This is a genomic window from bacterium (Candidatus Blackallbacteria) CG13_big_fil_rev_8_21_14_2_50_49_14, assembly GCA_002783405.1.
In the GTDB taxonomy this organism is placed as follows: domain Bacteria; phylum Cyanobacteriota; class Sericytochromatia; order UBA7694; family UBA7694.
Genome location: PFGG01000064.1, coordinates 99,463 through 124,764, shown reverse-complemented (window position 1 = coordinate 124,764; position 25,302 = coordinate 99,463). Strand labels below are relative to the sequence as shown.

Genomic DNA, 25,302 nt, shown 5'->3' with positions numbered 1-25,302 from the left:
CTCCGAGAGACAGGGTTTACCTTATTAGAACACACGCAATTTCAAAAAAACACCGAATATTTGAACTGAATTCATCGAGCGCCCATTTTCCAGGATCCTTGTACCAAACTGGGGTAATTATTAAAAACGGCTTGATCGCGATAATCCCCTGCAGTTTTGGGATAAGCAGGAGCTCCGATCAAGGGGTTCATATACAAGGAGCGATCGTAAAAATAATTTCTGAGCAATTTAAAATAGGAGGTAAATGCAGTTTTTTCAAAACTGTAGATGGTGCCAAAGAATTCGAGCCTATCGGTAAACGAATTTCTGTTTTTCCAAATATCATCATAATACTGAGCATCAGGGTCATTCAGCAATTCATTTCCTGATGTGTCTTTCGCATGAACCGCTACGCGATTACCGGCCACAAGTTGGCCATGAAGAATCAAGCGATCATCTGTGCTGTCTGGTGAACTATCTGGGGAGGGATCCGGCATCAGTCCTGTGACCGAAATTTTTACATCATGGGTTGCGAATAAACCCAAACCACATAAATTTCCAACAAAGGCTCCATTCGTATCCCGTGCACGTGTGCCATCAATATTGGTAATCCACTTTGTCTGACCATCTGTAATACTGGTCGTTGTTAAATGGTTATGCCCCACACCGGGTTGAGGATCCAACTGACGGACTTCCATTTTGGCAGAACCCGAATTGTACTGCGTATAAAAAGCATTGCGGTAGCGGACATCGCCCACCACGACAATATCGCCTTTGGAATATTTATAATCCAAACCTGGCCCTGGAGGTGAAGTGGTAAAGGAAAGTAGGGTCAATTGACCATCGATAATAGTGGCACGGCCCGGAGCATTCCCATTCAAAAGCGGCAGACAGTCTGCTTTTAAGGTTGGACAGGCACCGGAACCGCCATTGGGTTCGCGGTTGCCAATCAAAACCACCGCGTCGCGAACCACCACCACCTTGCTTTCAGGAATCAGAACATAGCGGTACATGCGGTAATCCGATGAAACCTGGGAATCAGCCACTTTCATATAGTCAGAAGAATGGGCATTGTCATTGACCCAAATCCAGGCATAGTAACGTTTGTCGGCAGGCTGAGCCGAGGGTTGAGTTAAGACCACATCGGCTCCAATTTGACTGCCGGCAGAATATTTTAAGTCCCTGCCAAAATAAACAGAACGAAAATCGACAATTTTGTCATCGCTGTCGATGGCGGGCAAATTATAGACCAAATGGTTATCCACATTGGTTCCCACCAAATAGCCATAAAGATAATCCGAAGACGCGGGCAAGGTGGTGGGGTTTAAAGATTCATCAGGGTTTCTCGGCATAGAAAAGCCCAAACTGAGTTGCAGGTATTTATTCAACTGCTCCAGTTGATTTTTATAATTCGTGAGATCGGAACTGGGACGCAAAAGTGGAGTATAGTGACTAGTTGCACTTTGTGGCGAATAGGCTGAATTTGCAAACCAAAGAAAATCAGGATTAATAAGATTGATCAGATCATCGGTTATATAGTGCCGATGAAGCCAAGACGCACCAACATAGCCAGGGTCAGCCCCCACAGTGGTTGAATTGGCAGAAAGGTTAACCCCAGCAATATTGGTATGGGCATGCCCCGATTGATACAGCGGCCAACTCGATCCCATTGCGTGCTCATGCTCGTATTGAAACTGCGGTATTGCACCCGCATAGTTCATCTTGTCAAAGACCCGAATCGGGGTATGGGCTATATATCTGACCCGGTAGGAATTACCTGAGCTGGGCTCACTGCCACCTACCAACCAGCCGCCCATGCCATCGGGAACTGACCAGACGATAAAACCGTCTGTTCTCAGCTGGTAACTGGTGCCCACATTATAGACCGTAGCTCCCTGACGAATCTGAACAATGCCATTCTCAGTGGGGCCAGGCACGGGATCACTCCCATTCAGGGCCCCTTTGGTGACGGTATAGGTCGAAGTACCAGGGCCAGGGTTATTATTGTATTCAACGGTATAGGTGCTGCCAGCGGCAGGTTCTGGCCCAGCAGGGCTCCATTGAATCTGGTAAAACATGCTCCAGGGAAAATAGACAAAATCAGTACCCGGATTATAGACATTCACAAACAGCCCTTGTAAACCCGTATCAACCTGTAAAACCCCGGGATAAGGACGGGCATAGGTCAACATATCAGAAGCATTGGGCACCCCACCGCGTGTGGGAGTCTCAGTATCGATGCTTTCCCAGCGGAATTTAAACCTTTGATTGGTGTGAAGCGGGCCATAAAAAGCACCGACCTCGTCAAATTGCTTGCTGATAAAATTCCAGGCTGTATTTTGGTCAATAATAATCGGCTGGTCAGACTCCAATAAATACCCCGAAGGGCCTGGATCCAAATTCCCAGAATTGAGCTGCAAAACACCATAAACGCTCTGACTGCGACCTTTGGGCAATAATTTGCCCTGAGAATCGGTCAGCCAGGCCGTGACCTTCACGCCCATAAAGCGCCCAGGGCAGCCTCCGGCATCGGCATCACAGAGTTGATTGCCATAAATATCATAGCCCTTTTTTTCAGAGCTGCTGACACTGTTCGGCACAAAACCTACAGTGGCTCCTGTCAGGGTTTTATTGCTGAATATTGCCCGTTTTTCACCGGTTTCAATCGCAGCTTCGTAAACCCCAATAATGCGAGAATTTACATCCAAAGGATTTTCACGAACGGGGCGAAAAGCAGCGTAGCTGTTGGTACTGGGCAAACGCTGGCAGCGTGTATAGAAGGGATCTGTGGTTTGACAGGCACTGACCACGCCATTGATTTGGGTCCAATCTCCATTGGCAGCGGCCAGTTCGGCCCGCAATTGCTGAAAACCAATCTCAGCAACATAGCCTGCCGTAATCGTAGCCTGTTCATAGCCCGTGCGTTGCACCTGAAATCTGACCACGGCTAAAAAAGTAACGGACAGAACGACCAAAATACCTATGACCATGAGAACGGGGGGAATCGAGACCCCGCGCTCGCTGCGATACTTCTTCATCAGCTGCGTAACCTCACTTCTGTCGTCAACTCTATGCCTTTGCGAAAACTGGTAGCGTTCAAAGGAGACCCCCCAATGATCAACCGAATCCCAATTACCTGCCGGTAACGGCTGTTAATATAACTGATCAAGGCGGCATTGCCTTGATTGGTCTGAATATTCGTGAGCAGCGTATCCAATGCTGCCCCCTGGGCCTGCATCGCGCGTTCAAACTCAGGGTAAGTAAATTGCAGTAACTGAACTCTTTCCGCCAAAACCGAACGGATCGGCGCAGGCGAACTTTGAAAATTAAAACTGGAAGCGATGATCGGTCTTTGAACTTCACGCACCAGTTTATAATTGGCTGGATTTGCCGTATCCAAACGATAGGAAATTCTTTCTACAGTGGCCGTATTGCCCACACCTGGTGCAGGTACAGCATAATAAACAAGCGAATTGCTTTCATCTGCACTGTTGGGATACCACTTATGGTAAATATCACTGGGGGTAGCTTGAGAAAAAAACTTTCGGGCCGCAGGAACCGTTGGATCGGTGAGGGTACCGGCAGTGGTCGGGTAAGGGTAGACCTCCACAGCCGTATAGGGCAAAGCTGGCAATTGGGGCCAATTAGGGGTTAAGGCAAACAAAGAGGGAGCTTCAATCGAAGAACCTTTGATTTCTTTGGTGATCCGTGATAACGCCAATTGTGCAACAGAAGTACTGCGTGCCTGTTCTTGGCCCAATTGAATATTCTTAGAGGTATTCAGTAAAAAGCCAATCAGAATCGAAAGCAAGGTTAAACCGATCGTCAAAGCAACCAAAGCCTCGATCAGGGTAAAACCCTGCTGAACATGCTGATAGAAAGGAGTCTTATTGTACGCCTTCACGAACCAGTGTGACCCCCATGGTTACATTTTGGCTTCCGCCACCTGGCCAGGTAATTTTTACGGTGACCTGAATTTTATCATCTGTCAAATTGATCGTTCCGCCATCATCAAAGGAATAGATCCGCTGTACCTGTAAGAGCTTGGCGCGTGGCTCAGGCTGGGTTAAGACCTTCCCATCGGCTCGCACATATAATTTCTGGCCATTGACGTCATCGGCCACATAAGCTGTGGTGCTGCTGGGTGTCACGATACTGGAAGCAGCCGCAAAGCCCCGGTCACGAATTTGTTCAACAATCCGCTGCCCCGCCTGAATCGCTCCCGCTTTTTCTTTGGTTTGGTGGGTGGAACGAAAACCCAGCCCCAACATGGGACTGATCAATAGAATCCCCAAGGCCAGCAGGACAGCAGAGACCATGACCTCTACAAGGCCAAACCCTTGCTCCTGCTTCTTGCGCATGGGCATTATCTCCCTGCGCCTGCATAGGGGGTATAAGGATTCCCCCCTTGAGAAGCGGTTGATGTACCCGTTGGATTTGCTTGTCCCGTTGCTTGAGCAGGCGGAGGTGTTATGACTGAATTGGGAGCAATGGGCTTGCCAATCGAGGAAGATTTTTCTGTTTCATATTCAGGAAAAAGCTGACTTGGAAAATCAGGAGCTTTGAGATTGGCATCCGACCCATCGGGCAGTTTCAGAGGCAGACTGGCGGGTGCGGGAATCAATTCATTCTGGCGGGTCACCATCACAGCCTGTTTGGTCTCGGGATCATTTTGCCAACCCTGCAATTCAGCCGGGCGATAAGTCAAAATACTGCCATCTTCGTAGGTGACCACCACAATGCCCTGTTCAGGGTAAAAGGTCTTGGCCTTGGCCTTTTGTTTGCGATAGTCATAGGTCTGACCCTCGGGTTTAAAATCAGGCCCCAACTCAGGAATATTGACCTGACTGGATTTTTGAGCATTTTTTGCTTCAAGCTCCTGTACCATATCCTGGGGTAATTGGCTGGAGACATCGTTATTCGCCCCATTTTTACCCGCTTTCCGCGCGGCCTTTTTCATGGGATCCATGATCTCCTCGGTGGCCTGTTGGACTTTCCCAACTACGCCGCCCAAAAACTTTTGCGGAACCCCTGAGAGCAATAAAAAGCCCAGCCCCACAAAACCCGCAGCCAGCAGCGCCACTTCGCGGTTAAGCTGATTGTTATGCGATTTGACGGTTTTATCAGGCAGTTGAAACAAAAGATGCGCGACAGTTTCTTTGGCAAAAGTAAAATCGGGGTCAAGACGCAAAGCGGTTTCTAACTCTGCTTCGGCAAAAGTCATCCAATTTTTTTCGGCATAGGAGATGGCCAAATGCACACGGTACAAAGGGCGATGTGGATAAAGCAAAGAAATTTCTTTAAAAAAGCGCAGAGCCATCTCAAGTTGATGTTGTTTATAAGCTTTGACAGCTTCACGAAACAAACCATCGACCTGATCGCTGACCGGAAGATTTTTTCGGCCCAGGTGGCGCAAATCATAATGGCTGCGTTGAATGGGATCACTGAGTACTTCATAGGCCTGGGTCAAAACCAACATTTTTTCAGCAGCCATGACGCGCAAAGCAAGATTTGGCTCGGTGAGATTCAAGCCCTTAGATAAATGCTCAAAAGCTTCTTTGACCTCAAGCTGCGTTGCTTCAGGCCGAATGAGCAAGACATCGTAATAATCTTCCTCAACAAAATAACTTTGCTCTAAACGCATGGTCGACACACCTCTCCATGTTCTTTATTATAGGGGATCGTGAAAAGGCCATGCCGTGACAAAATTTAAGGAAAGAATAAGGATGGCTCAAGCTTTACTTAACTCAAGCTCCATTTTTTGAACCAAGGGGGCAATTAACGCCTTGAACAAAGCTTTCAAGCCCAAGCAAGGCAACTGTTCTAGAACCGGAAAATGCCTAAAAATAAATCAAGCAGCTACTCTTCGCCCCACATACAACCCAAGCTGCAGCTCGCTGACTTTTTCAAACTGGCTCTCGTAATACCAGTTGCGAACTTCCAGACGCGAATGGCGATGCTGATAGAGCGGTGCCAGATCGTCATAGAGCAAAAATACCAGGCCATGGTACAGATCTCGCAGACTCAATTTTTGGTAAAAACCCTTCTGAATCGTTGTGGACAATAAAAACAAGGGCAAGAGCAAAAACACCGGCAGGCAGAGAAGCCGCAGCAGGGTCAGGCGTTTGAGCGCAGGCATTGCATGGCCCTGCTTTCGAAACAGGCGATCGCGCACAAAATAATAAAACCTCTGATACAGAGGGCTTTCGGTCGGATGCGGGTAAAGCCAGATCACCAAATTGCCGCCCGGCCTAACGCATGGTGCCAGGGCTCGGAAGGCTTTGGCCGTGTCTGGCGTATGGTGCAATACGCCGATCGATACGATATGGGCAAAGCGGCCACTTTTAAGCGGTGGGTGGCTGACATCGGCCTGGATAATATGCAAATTGGCTAGATCGCGTGACTTCCCGGCCAAAACCGGCAAAGTCTCAGAAATATCCATTGCCAGAACTTGCGCCTGGGGATGTAAACGGGCCAGTTCACGGGATTTTTCGCCGCTGCCACAGCCCCCATCGAGCAGCCAGTCGCCCGGCTGAACAGCCTGAATCAGGCTCTCACTCAGATATTTGACTGATTCGCTGTTCTCTAGCCAAAATACCCGTGATTCCTTTTCAAAACACCCGCCATAGCGCAACTTCCACTGTTCACTAAAAGCCTGTTTGACTTCCTGCGACTCCTTGCCAATCAACAATCGGGGAATCCCATCCACAATCGGAAAGCTCTGCCCACAACGCGAACAAAGCAACGCCCCCATTCTAACCTCCCGATCATCTCGCTCCTGAACCTGCAACAGCAAATCCGCCTCACCCGGACAAGCCGGACAACAGAGCATATCTAACAAATTAGGCTGAATATTCCCAGTCTCCCATCCATTTATTCACTAAACCACCAAATGAATCCTGTTCCTCAAAAGGGGCACTTGAGTCGCCCTCCTTCTTCCCTAACCCATGCTTCCTACCCCCTTTACAATTCCAACTTCTCCATCATCGGAATCAACAACTTGTCGGTCAGCAGCCGCAGGGTTTGCCAGGGGATCTGGCGCAACCGGAGGCAATGTTTGAAATAGACCATATTATACTCCATCGAAGGTTCGGCCCCACGATGCATTTTATACTTTGAAACCCCTGAGCTTTGATGCAGAATCCAGCCATGTTGCACGGCTTCCTGCAACAATTTGAGCGTACAGAGCCTGAAGAGGCCTACTTTTTCGGGCAAGTCGCGATCATAACCAACCAGCGGAGCAGTCATCACCCCATCGCGTTCAAACCAGCCGATCATCGCATCCGGCAATTCCTGGTCGGGTTTGCGCAGCCAGGCCATCTGCAGCCAGTCATGCTCCAGCGCTGCGGTAATAAATCGCGTATTAAACTGGGGATTGAGACTGGAATATTTGTGCAGATACAGATCGTCATAGAGCAGGCGCAGATGGGCGATTTCGCGGCCCGACAGATCTTTACGATGTTCCCAGACATAGTCGCTGCGACGCTGAATGCGCAGATCGCGCTTGTAGGAATCTTTGTTGAGATAGGTTTTTTTAGCCGGATCGAGAATATAGACCTGGCGGCTGAAGACAGGTTCGTAATCGAGGGCCCTCAATTGCTGAAAAATCGTCTGATTGAGGGCGATATTGACTGAACGAAAGATGATTGGCCGATCAGGAAAAGCCGCGATCAGCATTTGCGTCATGGCCTTGAGTTTACTTGGCTCAAAGGCCGGGTAAAGATTGGTCGAGAGCAGCCAGTTATTGACCAGCACAACCTGTTCGAGCTTTAAGGCCCGAAAGGCCTGCTCCAGCACATTGACAAGGGGCTTGAGCAATGCCTTGAGCAAAGGGTAATTTTTGAGTTCGATTTCCATCTCTTCGCGGCCATAGTCAACATAATGCGACATCGGCGAAGCAACATAGGAATTCCGGCTCGCGGGCCTGAGATTACCCAACACCAGCGGAAAAATCTGCCCATCGGCCTCAAGCAGTTGAATCTCGGCATCAATATTGTCGAAATATTTGATCGTGCCATCGCACATCAAGGGCGTCAAAAAGCGCCGGGCATAATCCCCGTCAGCCGTTGCTGGCCAAGGCACCTGAGCGAGAGTAAAGCGAGTATAGATTTTCATTGCGTGGCACCTTAATAGCGGGGTAGTTGACCTTGGTTTTAGAGGTGATGATTGAGATGCTTGTTGTACTAAATAGAGTATGTCTAAGCAGTCTGAAAACCACTCAGCTACAAGTATAACAGCCAAACTCAAGTTAACTCTTACACTTGGGGAAAAAATCAAGCGTCGTTTGATGGTGCTCGAAGCTCTGAATCGCATCCGGTACCGAACCAAATGCTGGTCATCCAACAAAGCCAGCCGCAAGCAGAAGTAGGCAAAATGCCCTGATTATCGCATATCAGACAGATTCGACAAGCAAAATCGGGCTTGTGATTGTTTCAACAGACGATTTATTTTAAACTGGCTATAATCTCAATCATGGATCGCAAACTCTTTTTTACCCTCTTTGTCAGCCTGTTGCTCGGCTTTTTGCTCTGGCAGCTTTATCTGATTTTTGAACCCTTTGTTCAATCTCTGCTATGGGCTGGCATTCTCGTCATTCTTAGCTATCCTCTCTATGCCAAACTGCTGGGAAAATTCCCCCAAAAACCTGAACTGGTCTCTCTCAGTATGTGTTTGGGCATAACGCTGGGTTTGGTCTTGCCATCGACATTATTGCTGATTTTGCTCTTTCAGGATTTGAGCGAAGGCGCAATCAATCTTTCTAAAACAGTGCAAACCACAGATATAGAAACCCTGCTGCAACATCCCCTTTTGCAAACCCCCCTCTGGCTCAAAGCCCAAGCTTTATTTAACCAATATGTCAGGATTGAAAATCTCGATTTTAAAGCCACTGCCATGAACGCTTTGAAAAGTCTGAGTCAAATCATGCTGGAGAGTTCGAAAGGTTTTTTCAAAGCTTTTTCTGGCATTTTCGTACTTTTGGCCCTCATCGAGATTAATCTGTTTTTTCTGTTTCGTGATGGCAAACGTTTTCTTGAATTTATCAAATCGCTGATCCCGATTGAAGCAGAGTATAAAAATCTGGTATTGAGCCGCATGCGTGAAGTGATTCAGGCTTCGATCTTTGGCTCGGTGGGTACGGCTTGTGCACAAGGTTTTTTGGGCGGGCTGGCCTTTCTGGTTCTAGGGGTGCCTTCTGCTATTCTTTGGGGTGTGGTCATGTCTGTGCTGTCTTTCCTGCCCCTGATCGGCCCACCGGTGGTTTGGGGGCCCGCCGCCCTCTGGCTCTTTTTCAATGGACACCCTGTCAAAGCAATTATACTGGTGGTTTGGGGCGTTCTGGTCGTGGGCACGATCGACAATATCCTGCGCCCGATCTTGATCAGTTCAGTCAGCAGTGAAGACAACCGCTTGAATACCCTGGTGCTCTTTCTCTCCGTGCTGGGCGGCTTGAAAGTTTTTGGCTTTTTAGGCATCGTGCTGGCTCCGCTGCTGATAGTGCTGACTCTGACCCTCTTGGAACTGCTTCAGATTGGGTTGGGCTACCATGATGGCATACGTTTAATCGTGAGACTGAACAGCCCTGAAACAGAGAGCCCCCCCAACGAATCATGAGCCCTTTGTCTGCCTGCCTGCGTGCACATCTTGAAAAACTTGAGGGTCAAGCCGGATTTTGCGCTGAAAACCTGCATACGGGCCAAAAAATATGCCATGGAGATCGCCGCTTCTTATCAGCCAGCACGATCAAAATCCCTGTACTGGCACTCTACTGGGCCGATCGTGAAAAGGGTCACTTTGCTGAAACTGAGTATCTTTATCAAAGCCAAGACTGGGTTGAAGATTCTCCTTATTTTGAAAACATCGCCCCTGGCAGTGCCATTCCCTGGGATGAAATTGCACGGCAAATGATCATTATCAGCGACAATACAGCCACCAATCTCTTGATTCAGCGCTTGGGTCTGAAACGGATTCAAGCCTGGCTGAATGCCAACGGCTTCAAAACAACCCGAATCGAACGCTACATGATGGATCTTGAAGCACGGGCCCAAGGCATCGACAATTGGACAAGCCCTTCAGAAATGTGTCGCTTAATGAAAAAACTGGTCAAAGGCGAGGTCACAGAACCTGGCTCCCAGGGCCTTCAGGCCATTCTTCAAACCCTGCACCAACAGCAGGATCTCGAAAAAATTCCCCATTTTTTTTCTGCCCCGATCCTGGTGGCCAATAAGCCCGGTGAGCTACCGGGTACCCGCAGCGATGTGGGCTACCTTCACAATGCTCAGCATGAAATCGTCATGGCTTTGTTCACAGATCAGCTCAAAAACGAGGCGACATCTGATCTTTGGCTGGCAACACTGGCCCAAATCCTCTGGCGTGAGTTAACTGATTCTTAAACCAATGTTGACGTAAGTTAAATCAATATTTGTCTATAGAGTATATGTAGAGACTAACTCAAGATTTAGAAGCGTTTAAATTGGGGAAGGAAAATAACCATGACAGCCGTAGCCGCTTACAGACCCTCCGAAACAGGGAATTTTCAGTTCAGATATACACCTCAGACTGTTCAGACTTTGGCACGTGGCAACAATCCCGTTTATACCCAGATTCAACGCGATGTCTCTCATATGCAGTTCGACACGGGCCGTTTGAATGTTTCTCCCCGTGTTCCCAAAGAAGAAATTCATTTTGTCAAAGTGGGCCAAGACGAATATTTCATGGGAGGCCCTTCAGCCGCTCCTCAGCCCTTTTTCCCGATCCCCACCAAGCCCGGAATGCCTTGCCCCGGTCAACCCGCTCATGGCGCTCCCAATGGCACAGCTCCCGTCTTTGACCAACCTTTTCAACCCCCTGTCAATGGCCCGGTCAACAACCCTCCCGCCAATAATGGCCGGGTTCGTTTTACTGAAAGATTTGCAGGTTCTTTTAACCGCTTCTGGCAAGGTTCTGCCACCCAAGCGCAAGGCATGGGCGAAACCCTTTACGGTGTTGGCAAAGCTGCAGTTTATGCACCTGCCGGTGCTCTGGAAGGCACAGGTCGTGCCGCAATCGCCTTAACCGGCGGCCGCGTGGTTTATGACAGCAAAACCCCCATGCAGAATATGGGCGAAGGCTTTGCTCAAGCTGGGCAAGGCATGGGCACCGTGATTGATGGCGCAGCTCAGTCGATTGAAGGCGCAGCCGGTATGGTGGTCTATGCGCCGCTGGCAGGTCTCGAACTCACTGCCAAAGCAGCCGGTGTCGCTGCTGGTGGTGTCGCCGCAGTTGGCTACGGTGTTTACCGTGGAGCCGCCTGGACAGGCAAACAGGTCAAAGAAAGTTTTGTTGGCCAGGAATTCCTCTCAGGATTCAATCTGATCGCCAGCCACAAACCCCAAGACAACTAAATTTGTTTTAGCTCTACAGGCTGCATCTTCCCCAGGTGCAGCCTTTTTTGTGAATAGATTGAGGTCGCATGCCTGAACAGCTGCCGCAAGCAAAATCTAAACTGCGTTTTCAAGCACAATGGCTGGTCAATGCCCGCTATGACTTGAGTTTGTTTGTTTTTTCTGGTTTACTCAGTTTTGCTTTCTGGGGACTGTATGAGCTCTTCAAGCGCTGGGGCTACCATCCCACGGGGCAAGCCGTCTTGATGACCTATTTTATTTTTACGGCCCTGCTCGATTTACCCCATATTTTTCAAACCTTCTCTCGCACCCATGCCGACCCGATTGAATTTAAACGCCATCCCCATTTGTATACCTGGGGTCTGGCCCTGATACTATTATCAGGATTTTTCTTTGAATCCAGTGGCTTTGAGCCCTGGGCAATTGGCTTGGTTTCACTCTATGGTTCCTGGCATATTGTACGCCAACACCATGGGTTTGTACGCTTATACCACAGTCTGAATGAACCTGAACGCAGCCTGGATCACCGACTTGACAGTCTTTGCCTGCAAATTGCCCTTTTGGCCTGTGTGGTCTATGACTATGTGGAGTTGAGCGATGAGCCCCTCACCCGTCTGACGGTGTATGGTTCCCATTTTGGTTATTTTCCGGTTGTTCCTGAAGAAATCGGCAATCTGGCAATCGCCTTGGGGTGGATGGCCTTTGGGATTTTTATTTTGAGACAATTGCATCTCGCCAGCCAGGGAGAGGCCCTCAACCTGCCCAAATTGCTGGTGATGGGCATGGCACTCTTGACCCATTTTTGTATTTTCGTGATCGCCAGTGTGCCTTTTTTAGTGGCTGAAGCACTCGAGACGGCCTATCACAATGTGCAGTACCATGGTTTTATCGCCATTTACCAGCAAAGACGCTTTCCTGAAATACGCTGGATTGCCTGGCGTTGGCTTGGAGCCGCCCTGCTCTATGGCCTGATTGCAGGCTGTATCGAAATTTTAGGCTATACTCAATCTCTCTTTTATTTGCTGTTCACCCCCTTCAGCATGCTGACCCTCTTCCATTATTATATTGATGGCAAGATTTGGAAATTCAGCCAATCTCCTGAATTGAGCCTGCTGTTTAAGCCCGGTAGGGTGACCGAACTCCCCGTTTCGGGTACACTGAGGGAAGAGATCCCGTTGGGGAAAAATGAATGCTAGAGAATAAAACATGAACCTGCAAACTGAAAATTTAAATCTGACCTGGGCCAACCTCCTGATTGAGGAACTTGCGCGTTGGGGGTGTGAGTACGCCTGTATTTCACCCGGTTCTCGTTCCACCCCCTTAACAGTCGCCACAGCACGGCATGAAAAATTCACAAGCAAAATCTGTTTGGATGAACGCGCTGCTGCTTTTTATGCTCTGGGGTATGCTCGCGCCACCGGTCGGCCCGCAGTTCTGATTTGCACCTCTGGCAGTGCGCTTGCCCATTATTTACCAGCTGTGATTGAGGCCTCTCAGGACAGGGTGCCGCTCTTGATTTTAAGCGCAGATCGCCCACCAGAACTGCTCCATACAGGGGCCAATCAAGCCATCCAACAAATCGGCATTTTTTCAGATTATCTGCGCTGGTCCTTTGACCTTCCCTGCCCCAATTTAGAAATCCCACCTGAAATGGTTTTAACCACCCTCGATCAAGCACTGTTTCAGGCCCAAACCGGGCCTGTTCAAATCAACTGTCATTTTCGAGAGCCCTTGGCTCCCCTGCCCAGCCCGATTCCAGTACATTACCTGGATTCTATTCTGCCGTGGACCCAAGGTACTTTCCCCTATACCCAGTACCAGGGGGGGCATTTACATTTAAATCCGGCCGAATTAGAAAAATTAGCTGAGAAATTAAACCCCGCCCGGACAGGGCTCTTATTGGTGGGTCGCCTCAAAAACAATCAGGAAAAAGAAGCCATCCTTCAATTCTCTCAAACCTTGGGCTGGCCTGTCTTTGCGGACATACTTTCAGGCTTGGCACACAACCCACGCGTAACTGAAAAAGTCAATCATTTTGACCCCCTGCTGGTGCACCCAGAATTTCAAAACCTATGCCGCCCAGAGGTCATTCTGCACCTGGGCGGTGAAATGACTTCAGCCCGACTGAATGAATATATTTCATCTTACCGCCAGGAAGAATATCTCCGTGTCTGCAACCATTCTGAACGAAACGACAGTTTGCACCAAATCAGCCAACGCCTAATTGCGGATTTGCCAAGTTTTTGTGAGGCACTTGCAAAACAACTGGAACCCAGTATCAACCGGATTTGGGTCAAAACCTTACAAAACCGTTCAGCAGCAGCTGAAATGGTTTTAAGCGAGCATTTGGATCAAAACAATATGCTCAGCGAACCCGCCTTGGTACGCCAGCTTTCACAGATTTTGCCCTCCCATTCGGCTTTAATGATTGGAAACAGCATGCCCATTCGGGACTTCGATATGTTCGCTTCTGCCATGCCTGCCCAAGCCTGCATCTTTGGCAACCGGGGCGCCAGTGGTATTGATGGCAATCTGGCGACAGCCCTCGGTCTGGGAGAAGGCAACCAAGCCCTCACCACGCTTTTGCTGGGAGATCTCGCACTTTTGCATGATCTCAATGCCCTCAGCCTGGTCAAGACAGCCCAAGAGCCCTTGATTCTGATCGTGATCAACAACGATGGCGGTGGCATTTTCTCCTTTTTACCGATTGCCCAGGCAGAGGATGTTTTTGAAAGCCATTTTGGAACCCCCCACGGCTTTCAGTTCAAAGGGGCCGCTGAAATGTTTGGCTTGAACTATGTACAGCCTCAGACCCTTGAAGATTTCAAGACCGCTTATTTAACCGCTGTTGAAACGCGACAACATACCCTGATCGAAATCCAGACCAAGCGCGAGGCCAATTTCCGCCTTCACCAGGAAATTCATCGCCAAATTGGTGAACGCTTACGCGGTGAAACCTAAAACCTGAATAGATTTTGCATAAACAAGCAAGAAAAACCTCTCTTGAACGATAAGTTAAAATAGGATTAAGATATCGCAAAGCTGAGGTTATTTTATGCAGATTCAAGCCTTGAGAAGCGCTCCCATTTCTGCGCTGCAGACCCAAACCGTCCGTCCCCTTGCCCCTCAGCCCCTTGCCCCCTCTCAGGCGGCCCCCCAGGATCAGCTCAAGCAATCAGCAAAGACAGGTTCAATTCCGGCTTTGGCGGCGGTTTTCTCAAAGGCTGAACCTGAATTGCCCCCGATTGAAGTGGTACAACGTGAGAACTATACCTATTCACGCAATGCCTTTGGCGTGCAAATTACCCATGTCAAAATGGAAGAAGGCAATTATTACTATTTGCTCTCAGACCAGGGTTTGGCGATCATGCTGCGTCAGCACGAGGGCAAACGCGATACTTTGAATTTTACGGATATGAACTTTAATATCCCCTCGCCCGGAAAATTTCCAAACGTATTTTTTCATATCCAAGGTGAAAAACCCAGTCAAATCAGCTTTACGCCAGAACATCACGTGCGCGTGGATCTTCCCAATGGCGATTTTGCAATCTTTGATCGTGAAAATGGACAGGTCTTAAAAGAAGGCCCCTTTCAAATCCAGTTTTTCCCAGATGAAGCAGGTGAGCATTTTAATGTCGGTTATACCGGTCAGGATTCAAGCGTCAAACGTTTCACCTCAAAAGGTGATCACGTTCAGTGGTAAGCCCGGCTTAGGGCTGAGACTTTTCATGCCGCGGCACGGCATAGGCTTTTAACTCATCCAGGCTGACATATTCCAGTGCCGATTCATGGGTCGATTCCAAGACAACCTTGGGCGCAAAACCAGCTTCCAGCGCTTCACGCCAACGCAGGGCACAGAGGCACCAACGATCCCCCGCCTTAAGCCCCGGAAATTGAAAAGCCGGAGCGGGGGTACTCAAATCATTGCCCCGTGATTGAGAAAAGGCAAGAAATTCTTCACTCATTTCTACACAAATCACGTGACTGCCCATATCTTCTGAGCCGGTCTGGCAAAAACCATCTCGGTAAAAACCCGTCATGGGATTCATGCAACAGGGTTCAAGATTGGTGCCTAATACATTGCGAATAATCATCGATTTGCTCCTGTCAGGGTTTCAGTCCGGCTGGATTTTCAAGCGCCAGGGCCGAGAGAATATACTTGGCTTCACTCCAGGTTAAAGGCGTGGCAGAAACCCAGCGCTGTAATTTCTCATCGTATTGTTCCCCCAATTGCAGGGAACCTGTCATTTGTGCATACCGGGTATTGACAGCTTGAAGCTTACGCGCCAGTTCGGGTTTGCCCAAACGCGCATAATAAATTGCCATCCAGGAAGTGGTCACGGGCCAGGGCTGACCATCGTAATAGCGATCGCCGGTATAGCGCCGGATCCCCCCCTGCGCAGAGGATAAATCGGTCATAATTTTTTCAGCCATTTTCTGCATGCGCACGTCCTGGGCCTCAAAAACCCCAAAAGGCCAGACCAAGGCCAGATTGGCAGCTTCTACTTTGAGATCCTGACGGCGGCTGTCGAGGTGATACCCCCGGCCATAATAACCGCCCTGCTCCACCCAAAGATACTGATAAATTCCCTGTTTGACCCGCTCAGCAGCAGCCTCATAGCGCTGTGCTGCTGCATTTTCGCCCCTGCGACGGGCAGCCTCTGCTCCGGCTTTGAAACCGGCAAAAACAGCGGCATTGCTATAGGTCCAGGAATCAGAGGTCGACAATTCCCACAAATCGCGTGTGGGGCCAATCAAACCCGTGCGGCTGTCTTGAAAACGCAGCAAAAACTCACAGGCTTTCTGAATCACAGGCCATTGGGTCTGAAGCCAGGCCCACTCACCTGTCTGGCGGGCATATTCCACCATCATCCAGGGGATGGTTCCCACTTCATCGTGCTCATTTTGGCGATCGCCAAAATCATACCAGGGACGACCATCGGTTCGGTAATTGATCGCCCAGCCCCCATTGCTTTTTTGCGCCTTGGCCATGAATTCAAGAAACCGGCGGGTTTCTTCCGGGTGCCCGGTTTGCAACTGTGTCAAGGCAATAAAACTGCCATCCCGTGGCCAGGAAAAACGGTAGGGAGGACTGGTGCTGGTGGGAGCGGCGATATGAGCGCCTGTCCGGGCTGAATTTTGTTGCAGCACAATCAGGGCACGGCGATAAACCGCTTGCTCTTCAACACTGAGATGGGCGGGCATGCGGGTTTTGGCTAGATAATCCCGCCAGAAAACCTGATTTTGCTGAACCATGGCCGGCCAAGGCGTTTGCCGCGCTCTTTGCAGGGCCTCTTGCGCTGCTTCTACCGAGTTTCCAGCCGTGATAAAACTGCGTTCGCTTAAGCTTTGTCCAGCCTCGAGACGCACAGGAGCCGTCGCCAGAGTTCCATTCACGCCCAAGCCCACATAGGCCGAGACTTGGGAGTTCCCTGTCAGTTTGCCATCTTGTGCATCTTGACGGGCATCTTTCGCGCGGGTCAGAAGATTCTGCACACCCCCACACTGAAACTGAGCAGGGGCTTTTTCCAGGCCGATCGCGAAATGGCTGTTTTGGTCATAATGATGCAGACTGCCCGAAGCAGGTAAAAACGCAAGATGATCGCCCTGGGGCAAAAGATTGGCCGTTAAAAACTCATAAAAATAAACGGAGAGGTCTTCAAGTGCTTGACCTGAAAGATTCCTCAGGGTCAAATTGCGGGTATGCACAGGCTGGTCACGCAGCACCAAATCCCGGCTTTCGGCCTGCAATTTACCATCGGGGCTGAGAAAACGACTGACCACAATATCGCTATCGGGCTCTACCCATTGCTTTTCGAGCTTGAACTGATGCAGCCAATAAAATTTTCCGTTATAGCGCACGCCGCTATAGGCATCCCAGAGATGATCCTCGCCCAGATTGGGCCAATACAGTTCCACCAAAGCGCCTGCTTTTGCGCCACGGCCATCGGGCCCTGAAACAACGGTTAAGAAGTCGCCATTGGAACTGGCGGCAAAATTGGGAGCATCGCCCACAATCGCTGAAATCGCTTCACGCTGAGCCGTGAGGGCTGCGGGAGCCTGTGAAAGCGGCGGGGTCAGAGGCGGTGAAGCAGTACTGCAACCTGCTAAAACAAAGGCCAAGCAGGTCAGAAGACGGATTCTGGAATTCATGGGCAGATAACCTGAATAAATTGCTGATTGTTTATAGTATACAAGGCCTTTTCAAGCAGACCAAGCCAAAGACTTGCAAAATCAGCAAAAGAAATTCAGCCGTTTAACACTCAAAACTCGGGCAGGTTCTTTCAGCTTGCGCATGCACCATGGATTCACGCCGAATCGCTTCTTCCAAGAGTGATTCGACACGGCCCTGCTGCGGTTGCTGAATTTTCAGGGCTTGTAAATACTCACGGGCCAGCGAATAGGCTCCCATTTCAAGCAGTTGATGCCCCAAAACAAAGAGTTGTTCCACTTGCAGATGGGCTGCCTGTGAAGATGTGCTCAGGGTTTCAGTCGCAGGATTCAATTTAGCCATGTTCAAAACGCTCTTTTCTGAATTGATCGAAACAGCCTTTCCGGCCTGTCTTACTCATCATACGCAACGAAAAATTCAAACCACTGGAAAAAATTGAATGGATGGAAATTTTTTTATAAACGCAATCCAGCAGGCAATCGCCCCCAGAACAGCTATGCTAAAATACCCCTATGCAAGCCTTTTTACTTGAATCTCCAGCCTTTGTCTCAGGAGCCCCACTCCCCATTGACTATACACGCGAGGGCGCAAATCTCTCACCCCCTTTGCGCTGGAAAAACCCACCGGCAGGAACCACCCACCTGGCCTTGATCTGCTCAGATCCCGATGCCCCAGGTGGCACTTGGATTCATTGGGTACTTTACAATATCCCCGTGCAATGGGCTGAATTGCCCGAACGCTTTCCTCGCCTGCGCTCCATGAGTGGCACAAACCAGGGCGTCAACAGCTACCGCACCCTGGGCTACGACGGCCCTTTTCCCCCCAAAGGCCAGAATCACCGTTATTTCTTCAAGCTATACGCCCTTTCACGCCCGCTTAAATTGGCAGCGGGAATCCCTGCCGCCCAAGTGGAACAGGCTATGCAACCTGTTTTACTCGGCAACACAGAACTGATCGGAACCTATCAGCGTTCCACTTGATTTTTAATACAGACAAAACAGACACTATGCGCAGATCCTGGCATTTGTTACAATATTTGCATGAGTGCAGAACCCCTTCCGCTTGAAGAACCCACACAATTGAGCTTTATTGAAGCCGGCAGTTTGGCCATGCCTGATCGCCCGATCTCGCTGTATTCCTATCGCGAGGTCAAAAAACGCATTCCTGAAATTCTCGATCGCCACAGAAGCCTGATCGCCCAGGCTTTGCCCACGCTTCAAAGAGTGGATATTCCAGAACAGGCCCGTACCCTGTTTGGGCATTTTCTCGAAAAGAAGCAGCGTGATGCCTTGGGGCTTTCGTTTGAAATTCGCTCCATGGCCCAGGATCTTGTCAAGAAAAACACCCTGGTCGCTTTTTATTTGCGTTATCTTGAAGAAAAAAAGCTCTACCTGGCCTTGGGTTACCGCAGTTTTAAAGATTATGCCCTGAATTATTTCAATGAACTTGAGTATTCGTATTTAACCCGGCTCAAACGCATCGCGTATATGTCGCCCGATGAAATTAAAACCCTTGAACCCTTGGGCACCACCAAAATGATGATGATCGCCCAACTCGATCAGGAAGAACGCAAAGATATTCTGGCCAAGCGGTATCCGGTGCATGAAAATGAATACAAAAATGTCATCGACATGACCACACGGGAATTGGGACGCGTGGTTCAAAAACACAAAAATCCGAGCTACCGCGAGAACCTGATCAAAGGGGTTCCGGGCTCACTTTTGCACCAATTGCGCATGCTCGAAGAAAATATTGACCAATTCGAACTCGAAACCCTGGCCCGCACACGCGATAAAATGCGCGAAAGTCTCGCCATGCTGGATCAGTACCTGGAACAGGCCTGAGCACAAAAGGCCTAACGCCTGTGGGCCCCTCCTTAATTTCTTTCTTGGTTTTTTATTTTTTACAAAAACACATTTCTGACATAGTTTTCACATTGAGCGCGAAATAATCACACCTTCGTTTTGTATGCTTTTTTCAGAAAGAGAAAGGCAAGGCAAAGACCATGTACAGACTCAAATGCCACTCTCACAATCTAATCATCCATTGGGTTTGTAAATTTATGGGTCACAGTGACAGTATATTTCTCTCTAGCTTGCTGGGTATGTTGGCCCTGAGTGCCTGCCAGACAAAGCCTCCGCTTCTGTTTTCAACCCAAATGCTGCCAGCCTCTGCCATTGCCATGCCGCTCCATGAAAACCGGCAACTGAGCCTGAATCAAATCAAAGGCATCAATTACTATCCCCAAGCAGCACCTTGGGAAAAATTCTGGCTTGAATATTCTGAATCCACAGTGCATCGCGATTTAGCAAAAATTTCAAATCTTGGTTTCAATACTGTTCGGATTTTTGTTTTTTATGATATTTTCGGCAAAGATAAACCACAAGCAGCCATGCTCAACAAATTGTCTAACTTTCTCAATCAGGCAGAATCACTCAATCTGAAAGTGGTGATCACCCTTTTTGATCAATACAGCGATTATGCCCCAGAACACTATGCCCAAGCCCAAGCGCATTTAATCGCTTTGAGCCAAAATCTGGGCCAACACCCCGCCATTTTGGCCTGGGATTTGAAAAATGAAAGTGATTTGGATTATCCACACGCGGGCAGAGAAACCGTAAAACAATGGATTCAAACCATGCACCAAACCCTGCAAAATCTGGTTCCGCAACCCATTACTGCCTCCTATGCAGACTCCAATCAGATCGGCGAAGAAGCGCGTGAACTCGACTATCTTACTTTCCACTATTATGGCCGTGAAGAAGCTTTCAGCCAAACCGTCAAAGCACTTCAATGGCGTTTTCCAAATCAAAAACTGGTTTTGGGCGAATTCGGCTACCATACTTGGGCAAACAACCCCCGGGATCCACATCCTGAAGCGCATCAGTTCAATTATTACAATTCAATTTTAGCGCAGGCTGAACGGGCCCAATTGGCAGGCTCCATGGTTTGGTGTTTGTACGACTATCCCCTGAATCTCAAAGGTACCTCTGTGCTCCAACAAGAATCCAACAATCACCATCTGGGGCTGCTCGATCTTCAAGGACATGAAAAATCAGGTTTGAAAGCCATTCAGCAGAGAATCAGAATTCTTGATGCTGAAACACAAGGCTCTGTCACCCCCAAGACCAGAACGCTTGAATTGATTTATCAACAAGCCCCCCAAGAATCCATTCGCTTTGCAGTTCAAACGCCCCAAAGCCTAAACACCTTAAACATAAAGTCTCAAACAGGCTTGAATCAACAGAAACTCAGTTTTTCAAGCCAAGAAATCATGCAATTGCTTGAATTAAAGAACACGTTAACGGTCAACATTCAGAGCGCCAAAACGCAAGCACAAACGCTCAGCTTGATCTTGAGACAGGATCCCCACTGAAAAGGTTTCCTGCTTGGCCCTGTGACTTCAATTCAAAAAATACCTCAGGATGAATCTGTTACAATAGAGGAATCAATTCAAGGTGTAGAAAATCTCAGCAAAGAACATGATTCCTCAGTACTCCATTCTCGTTATTGAAGATGATACCAGCCTTGGCCCCGTCATTTCAGACACCTTGGGATTTATTGCCCACAAAATTAAAATTGCACAAACAGGCCAGGAAGCCCTCGCTCTTCTCTCCAGTTCAGGCCCTTTTGATTTGATTCTCTCAGATATCAACCTGCCCGATATCAATGGTTTGGATCTCTCGCAATTGATCCGAAAAGAACACCCTCAGCTTCCGATTATTTTTCTCTCCGCCAGGAATGAAGAAATGGATGTGGTCTTGGGTTTGGAATTGGGGGCAGAAGACTATATCGCAAAACCTTTTCGTGCCAGAGAGTTGATTGCAAGAGTTAAAAAAGTGCTGAACCGACAAATAGATCCCCCCACCCCTTCCACTCCCAAAGTCAGCGAACAGGATCTTCTGATCTCTGGCCCAATCAGTTTGAACGCCATCAGCCGCGAGGTAAAAGTTCATGAGCACGAAATTGATCTGACCCAAAAAGAATTCGATTTACTTGAACTTCTACTCAGACACCCCAAACAGGTATTTTCGCGGCAACAGATTCTCGACAGAGTCTGGAGTGAGAGTTTGGATGTAAATGACCGTGTTGTGGATTCACACATGAGTCATATTCGTACAAAAATCCAGAAACACGCCCCTGAATTCAGCCGTCAATTTTTGACCCTGCGCAGCATTGGCTACCAATTTAAACCGCTAGAAACTTAAAAAGGAAATTCGAATCAAGCATGTCAGATTCAGCTTTACTCAATACCCTGACTGAAAAAGGTCTCTTCTCCCCCCCTGCAAAAGCCAGTCAATCCTATGCCATGGGTCTGCTCAGCCAAGAGGGCACAGGCTTACTCGCGGATCAAGTGGTTTGCCCTGATAATTTACGTTATGGTTTATTGCCGCTTGAGAACCTCTATTTAGAACAAAAACCCGCTTCGCAAGAAGCCCTGCAGGGCTTGGTCACCAGCATCGAATTTATACTCGCATTGCAGGATCATATGAGCAACCATGGCCTGCGGGATCAAGATGCGGTCACAGCCCTCGAAGTGCTTTCGCTTAAACCCGAACCCCCGCAATCGGGTTTGGCAGGCACCCTTCAAGCCGTCTTGCGGCTGGAACTCAGTCTGCGTGATTTTGGGCGGGGCGATGTTCGCCAGGCCCTGCGTCAGGTTTTGCGTTCAGCTCAGAAAGGGATCAAAAATGGCGATGGCCGTTCTTTTCTCGGCCAGATCCACCATTGGATTCATTAAAGCTCAAAACAAAAAGCCCGTGGTAAAAACCACGGGCAGCGTAATGAGAGAGTGGAAACTAAAAACTATTTTTGAGAGATTTGATTGATCACGCGGTAGGTAGCAGGTTTGTTGTTGTCTGACATGGCATCCAAGGCAATACCTGTGCCAATCACAACAGCAGCAACCCCTACGGCCATTGCCGTTACTTTGGGATTTTCTTTGGCCACATTGACCAGGGCATTTCCACCCCAACCCGCCAAGGCACCAGCGCCATAACCGACGGCAGCAGTGCCAATCCCAGCACCCGTATCCCAGAATTTAGGTTCATTGTGTTCTGCACCGGCTTTCAGACCACCCGCTACTGCACCACCGGCAGTCCCCAGCAAGGTACCCATAAAGATACGGTACTGAGAGGGATTCACTGGAGCACCATTGTAATTTGTTTTGTAACTTTTTTCAATATTGAGATGCTGACCCGCCACTGAAGTCACCACACCCCCGACAAAACCCAGAATGGCAGATTTACCAAAGGGATGGTTGATCAGGCTCTTCACACCGCTGGCTGCGGTTTTATAGGGTGCAACCCAGAAAGAATCTCTGTTTTCATCATCGACATGCAAAACCTGAACGGCATCGCCGTCTACAGACAGTTGGCCTGCATCATAGGCAGAATTGACATCAAAGGTGTTGACATCCAGATTCAATTTCAAATCATCGAGCTTCATATTTTTTTGATAGGCAATGAAAAGTTCGTCGCCTTTTTTGAAGATAATGGAATCAAAGCCATCTTTGGCCAATTGATTTTTCAGTTTTTCATCGACTTGAACATCTTTTTTCAGGGGGCGAATGCCTTCAACGCTTAAACTTGCATTTCCGATTTTAATCTCAGTCATTTTTCTCTACCTCAATTACGCTTTTGATAAGAAGGTTATAGCGCCAGCATGACCAAAGCTTGCAGGGTTTAGTCATTTCTTGAACAGAGTTTGAATTTTCTTTAATCAGTTTAGACTGGGGATAATTTGCTTAGGCTAAAGATAAGCTCATGCCCACCCGCTTTAAAATCAGAAAATAGCTGTAGATCTTGAACTCGCGGGCCAAATCAGGGTGCGCCATTTGTTCCAATAGCGGAGGAACCAAACGTGAAAACTCAGATTGATTTTCAACAGGTTGGGGATTGCGATAAACCTCAAGAATTTCCAGCCCCGCAGCGCGAAGCAGGTTTTGCATTTGGGCTAAACTAAAAAGCTTGGCTGGATTGAGCCAATAAGGGGGCTCAAAAAAACCTTCAGGGGTTTCACCCGAAAGCAAACGCTGCAGCAAGGGCAAAAACAGAGCATTGTAAAAACTGAGATAGACTGGGGCTTGTGAGGGATGCTGGCTCAAAACCTCACGCAAAAATGAGAGGGGATCAGGCTTCAGCTCGAGACAATGATTAAAATAAAGCGCGGCTCCAGGCACTTCTGGAAGCAGAGATTCAGGATCATTCAAAGCAAAGAGTTTGACCTGATCCGTATCAAACATACTCCATTCAAAATATGAATTGGCAAAAGGGGCAACTTCAAGCAAACTTTGATTCGCTGCCAAAACCGGCTGAAGATATTGATACAACGCGCGTTTATACCCCATCACGCGTTCTTCTTCTCGTTCCCAATGCGGAGCTGAGGCCAAACGAGGCCTCAGTTTGGCAAACTGACGGTAAGCTGAATTCAAAAACTCGGGGGTATAGTGCTGGTTAATAAAGAAGGGGTAGCCCTCATCCCAATCCATAAATTTATGGTCAAAGACTTCCCACCCCAAGGTATCCGGGGTATGGCCCGTCACTTCACGGTAATCTTCCCAAAAACGGGTGCCCGGAAAAGGGATCAGGCAAAACATACCTGCGGTATGCAATTGCAGAATATTGTGGCGAATAAACCAATAGGTTTTAGCCAAGTCCTGGGAGCTTTCAATCGGGCTGCCCATAATAAAATAGCCAGTGGTTCTTAAATTCAGATTGCGGCAGATATCAAGCGCTTCCTGGTGCTGGCTGAGACGGGCCCCCCGGCCCTTCAGATACTTAAGTACTTCGGCACTGCCCGTTTCAAAGCCAAAAGAAATCAGTTTGACATTCATATCCTTCAGCAAGAAGGCAATTTCTGCATTAAAGGTACTGGTTTTGATCATGGCAACAAAACCCAAGCGCTTGTGAATACCCGCCGCCCGAATCCCTTCAACCAATTCGATCAGTCGTTTTTTTGAAACCACGAAAATATCGTCATAAATGGTGACGATTTTTTGCTGTGGGTACTCGCGAATAATCTGCTCCAATTCACTGATCACCCGTTCTACACTGTGGTAACGGGGCATGCCCTGAATCACGCTGTGAATACAGAAGCGGCAACGAAACGGGCAATCCCGAGAGGTATAAAGCCCCTGACGCCATTGCCCTATTTTGCCATGATTGGGAAACCAGGCCTCAAGCAATTCCCGTCGCGGCAGGCAGAGGCTGTCGAGATCTTCAATATCTGCTGCGCGGGGTGTTTTCACCAATTGATGGGTCTCATCATAAAACACCAGGCCAGGAATATCTTTAAATTGCGTGGGTTCCCAACGATCCTGCAGAAAACGCCGCACCAATTCAACCGAGGTATGCTCACCTTCGCCATAGGCTCCCAGATCAAAGGGGCCCTTTTCAGGAAAAAGTTCAGGCATGGCGTTCATATGGGGCCCCCCCAAGATCACAGGAACCCCCAATTCTTTTTTGACCCGCCAAGCTCCGGCCAAGGCTTTGGGATAGGTTTGGGTATAAGATGAAACACCGACCAGATCAGGCTTGTGTGCAATGACCCTGTCAATATCCACTTCTATCTTGATGTCTTCAACACCCAGTTCTTTTTGAAGATGCGCTGCGATATAGGTCAGTCCCATCGGCCCATGGATCGTGGCGTGGGCATGGGCAAATTCACAAGGGTAATAAAAGACCAGTTTCACTTCTTTTGCCCCCAGGCTTGGCTTGCAATCGTTGCTTGAGATGATGCGACTGTCACAAGTCCAGAATAGCACAGGCT

Annotated in this window: 22 protein-coding genes; 11 read left to right on the top strand and 11 right to left on the bottom strand. The window is 48.6% G+C overall.

What is annotated here, in order from left to right:
- Nucleotides 1-71 precede the first annotated feature (71 nt).
- The 6 genes from COW20_15880 to COW20_15855 form a co-directional block, all read right to left on the bottom strand.
- Nucleotides 72-3,017: a hypothetical protein gene (locus COW20_15880; GenBank protein ID PIW46400.1), complete on the bottom strand. Its 2,946-nt coding sequence runs from the start codon at nucleotides 3,015-3,017 to the stop codon at nucleotides 72-74.
- Nucleotides 3,017-3,883: a hypothetical protein gene (locus COW20_15875; protein ID PIW46399.1), complete on the bottom strand. Its 867-nt coding sequence runs from the start codon at nucleotides 3,881-3,883 to the stop codon at nucleotides 3,017-3,019. The genes COW20_15880 and COW20_15875 overlap by 1 nt, the downstream gene beginning before the upstream one ends.
- Nucleotides 3,867-4,346, bottom strand: coding sequence for a hypothetical protein (locus COW20_15870; protein ID PIW46398.1), 480 nt, complete (start codon nucleotides 4,344-4,346; stop codon nucleotides 3,867-3,869). Before COW20_15870 ends, COW20_15875 begins: the two co-directional genes overlap by 17 nt.
- The gene (locus tag COW20_15865) at nucleotides 4,346-5,623 is read right to left on the bottom strand and encodes a hypothetical protein (protein ID PIW46397.1); all 1,278 of its coding nucleotides are present in this window, start codon (nucleotides 5,621-5,623) and stop codon (nucleotides 4,346-4,348) included. Before COW20_15865 ends, COW20_15870 begins: the two co-directional genes overlap by 1 nt.
- A 207-nt stretch (nucleotides 5,624-5,830) precedes the next feature.
- Nucleotides 5,831-6,811: a hypothetical protein gene (locus tag COW20_15860; GenBank protein PIW46396.1), complete on the bottom strand. Its 981-nt coding sequence runs from the start codon at nucleotides 6,809-6,811 to the stop codon at nucleotides 5,831-5,833.
- A 131-nt stretch (nucleotides 6,812-6,942) separates the two neighbouring features.
- Entirely contained in the window at nucleotides 6,943-8,094 is a 1,152-nt protein-coding gene (locus COW20_15855) for a hypothetical protein (GenBank protein ID PIW46395.1), read from the bottom strand.
- Nucleotides 8,095-8,451: 357 nt separating this feature from the next.
- Between COW20_15855 and COW20_15850 the strand changes: the two genes are divergently transcribed.
- From COW20_15850 to COW20_15825, 6 genes are all read left to right on the top strand, one after another.
- Entirely contained in the window at nucleotides 8,452-9,591 is a 1,140-nt protein-coding gene (locus COW20_15850; GenBank protein ID PIW46394.1) for a hypothetical protein, read from the top strand.
- Nucleotides 9,588-10,370: a hypothetical protein gene (locus tag COW20_15845; GenBank protein ID PIW46393.1), complete on the top strand. Its 783-nt coding sequence runs from the start codon at nucleotides 9,588-9,590 to the stop codon at nucleotides 10,368-10,370. The genes COW20_15850 and COW20_15845 overlap by 4 nt, the downstream gene beginning before the upstream one ends.
- A gap of 99 nt (nucleotides 10,371-10,469) precedes the next feature.
- The gene (locus tag COW20_15840; protein PIW46392.1) at nucleotides 10,470-11,360 is read left to right on the top strand and encodes a hypothetical protein; all 891 of its coding nucleotides are present in this window, start codon (nucleotides 10,470-10,472) and stop codon (nucleotides 11,358-11,360) included.
- 68 nt (nucleotides 11,361-11,428) lie between these two features.
- Nucleotides 11,429-12,556 carry a hypothetical protein gene (locus COW20_15835; protein ID PIW46391.1) on the top strand — a complete coding sequence of 376 codons (1,128 nt, stop codon included), beginning with the start codon at nucleotides 11,429-11,431 and terminating at the stop codon, nucleotides 12,554-12,556.
- Nucleotides 12,557-12,566: 10 nt separating this feature from the next.
- The gene (locus COW20_15830) at nucleotides 12,567-14,321 is read left to right on the top strand and encodes a 2-succinyl-5-enolpyruvyl-6-hydroxy-3-cyclohexene-1-carboxylic-acid synthase (protein ID PIW46390.1); all 1,755 of its coding nucleotides are present in this window, start codon (nucleotides 12,567-12,569) and stop codon (nucleotides 14,319-14,321) included.
- A 94-nt stretch (nucleotides 14,322-14,415) separates the two neighbouring features.
- Nucleotides 14,416-15,063, top strand: a complete 648-nt coding sequence (locus tag COW20_15825) for a hypothetical protein (protein PIW46389.1) — start codon at nucleotides 14,416-14,418, stop codon at nucleotides 15,061-15,063.
- 7 nt (nucleotides 15,064-15,070) lie between these two features.
- Here the strand turns inward: COW20_15825 and COW20_15820 are convergent, their stop codons facing one another.
- From COW20_15820 to COW20_15810, 3 genes are all read right to left on the bottom strand, one after another.
- Entirely contained in the window at nucleotides 15,071-15,454 is a 384-nt protein-coding gene (locus COW20_15820) for a DUF2237 domain-containing protein (protein PIW46388.1), read from the bottom strand.
- 13 nt (nucleotides 15,455-15,467) lie between these two features.
- On the bottom strand, nucleotides 15,468-17,513 hold the full coding sequence (locus tag COW20_15815) for a hypothetical protein (GenBank protein PIW46387.1): 2,046 nt from the start codon (nucleotides 17,511-17,513) through the stop codon (nucleotides 15,468-15,470).
- Between the two features lie 103 nt (nucleotides 17,514-17,616).
- Complete coding sequence (locus tag COW20_15810) at nucleotides 17,617-17,874, bottom strand: hypothetical protein (GenBank protein ID PIW46386.1); 258 nt, start codon at nucleotides 17,872-17,874, stop codon at nucleotides 17,617-17,619.
- A 170-nt stretch (nucleotides 17,875-18,044) separates the two neighbouring features.
- Here COW20_15810 and COW20_15805 point away from each other — a divergent pair, with 170 nt between their 5' ends.
- The 5 genes from COW20_15805 to COW20_15785 all read left to right on the top strand — a co-directional run bounded on the left by COW20_15805 (nucleotide 18,045) and on the right by COW20_15785 (nucleotide 22,273).
- Nucleotides 18,045-18,512 (top strand): YbhB/YbcL family Raf kinase inhibitor-like protein, encoded by a 468-nt coding sequence (locus tag COW20_15805; GenBank protein ID PIW46385.1) that lies wholly within the window; start codon nucleotides 18,045-18,047, stop codon nucleotides 18,510-18,512.
- Between the two features lie 60 nt (nucleotides 18,513-18,572).
- Entirely contained in the window at nucleotides 18,573-19,376 is an 804-nt protein-coding gene (locus COW20_15800; protein ID PIW46384.1) for a hypothetical protein, read from the top strand.
- Between the two features lie 161 nt (nucleotides 19,377-19,537).
- On the top strand, nucleotides 19,538-20,908 hold the full coding sequence (locus COW20_15795; protein PIW46383.1) for a hypothetical protein: 1,371 nt from the start codon (nucleotides 19,538-19,540) through the stop codon (nucleotides 20,906-20,908).
- Between the two features lie 106 nt (nucleotides 20,909-21,014).
- A complete protein-coding gene (locus COW20_15790) occupies nucleotides 21,015-21,740 on the top strand; it encodes a DNA-binding response regulator (GenBank protein ID PIW46382.1) in 726 nt (241 codons plus the stop codon).
- Nucleotides 21,741-21,760: 20 nt separating this feature from the next.
- On the top strand, nucleotides 21,761-22,273 hold the full coding sequence (locus COW20_15785) for a hypothetical protein (protein ID PIW46381.1): 513 nt from the start codon (nucleotides 21,761-21,763) through the stop codon (nucleotides 22,271-22,273).
- 65 nt (nucleotides 22,274-22,338) lie between these two features.
- Here the strand turns inward: COW20_15785 and COW20_15780 are convergent, their stop codons facing one another.
- Nucleotides 22,339-23,148, bottom strand: a complete 810-nt coding sequence (locus COW20_15780) for a hypothetical protein (protein PIW46380.1) — start codon at nucleotides 23,146-23,148, stop codon at nucleotides 22,339-22,341.
- Nucleotides 23,149-23,278: 130 nt separating this feature from the next.
- Nucleotides 23,279-25,225 (bottom strand): hypothetical protein, encoded by a 1,947-nt coding sequence (locus COW20_15775; GenBank protein ID PIW46379.1) that lies wholly within the window; start codon nucleotides 25,223-25,225, stop codon nucleotides 23,279-23,281.
- Between the last annotated feature and the right edge of the window lie 77 nt (nucleotides 25,226-25,302).

Excerpts from the sequence above, each read along its gene's own strand:
- COW20_15820 (PIW46388.1), bottom strand. The coding sequence starts at position 15,454 with ATGATTATTCGCAATGTATTAGGCACCAATCTTGAACCCTGTTGCATG.
- COW20_15825 (PIW46389.1), top strand. The coding sequence starts at position 14,416 with ATGCAGATTCAAGCCTTGAGAAGCGCTCCCATTTCTGCGCTGCAGACC.
- COW20_15790 (PIW46382.1), top strand. The coding sequence starts at position 21,015 with ATGATTCCTCAGTACTCCATTCTCGTTATTGAAGATGATACCAGCCTT.
- COW20_15840 (PIW46392.1), top strand. The coding sequence starts at position 10,470 with ATGACAGCCGTAGCCGCTTACAGACCCTCCGAAACAGGGAATTTTCAG.
- COW20_15880 (PIW46400.1), bottom strand. The coding sequence starts at position 3,017 with ATGAAGAAGTATCGCAGCGAGCGCGGGGTCTCGATTCCCCCCGTTCTC.
- COW20_15800 (PIW46384.1), top strand. The coding sequence starts at position 18,573 with ATGAGTGCAGAACCCCTTCCGCTTGAAGAACCCACACAATTGAGCTTT.
- COW20_15835 (PIW46391.1), top strand. The coding sequence starts at position 11,429 with ATGCCTGAACAGCTGCCGCAAGCAAAATCTAAACTGCGTTTTCAAGCA.
- COW20_15870 (PIW46398.1), bottom strand. The coding sequence starts at position 4,346 with ATGCCCATGCGCAAGAAGCAGGAGCAAGGGTTTGGCCTTGTAGAGGTC.
- COW20_15850 (PIW46394.1), top strand. The coding sequence starts at position 8,452 with ATGGATCGCAAACTCTTTTTTACCCTCTTTGTCAGCCTGTTGCTCGGC.
- COW20_15785 (PIW46381.1), top strand. The coding sequence starts at position 21,761 with ATGTCAGATTCAGCTTTACTCAATACCCTGACTGAAAAAGGTCTCTTC.
- COW20_15805 (PIW46385.1), top strand. The coding sequence starts at position 18,045 with ATGCAAGCCTTTTTACTTGAATCTCCAGCCTTTGTCTCAGGAGCCCCA.
- COW20_15815 (PIW46387.1), bottom strand. The coding sequence starts at position 17,513 with ATGAATTCCAGAATCCGTCTTCTGACCTGCTTGGCCTTTGTTTTAGCA.
- COW20_15845 (PIW46393.1), top strand. The coding sequence starts at position 9,588 with ATGAGCCCTTTGTCTGCCTGCCTGCGTGCACATCTTGAAAAACTTGAG.
- COW20_15855 (PIW46395.1), bottom strand. The coding sequence starts at position 8,094 with ATGAAAATCTATACTCGCTTTACTCTCGCTCAGGTGCCTTGGCCAGCA.
- COW20_15865 (PIW46397.1), bottom strand. The coding sequence starts at position 5,623 with ATGCGTTTAGAGCAAAGTTATTTTGTTGAGGAAGATTATTACGATGTC.
- COW20_15860 (PIW46396.1), bottom strand. The coding sequence starts at position 6,811 with ATGCTCTGTTGTCCGGCTTGTCCGGGTGAGGCGGATTTGCTGTTGCAG.
- COW20_15780 (PIW46380.1), bottom strand. The coding sequence starts at position 23,148 with ATGACTGAGATTAAAATCGGAAATGCAAGTTTAAGCGTTGAAGGCATT.
- COW20_15830 (PIW46390.1), top strand. The coding sequence starts at position 12,567 with ATGAACCTGCAAACTGAAAATTTAAATCTGACCTGGGCCAACCTCCTG.
- COW20_15810 (PIW46386.1), bottom strand. The coding sequence starts at position 17,874 with ATGGCTAAATTGAATCCTGCGACTGAAACCCTGAGCACATCTTCACAG.
- COW20_15795 (PIW46383.1), top strand. The coding sequence starts at position 19,538 with ATGTACAGACTCAAATGCCACTCTCACAATCTAATCATCCATTGGGTT.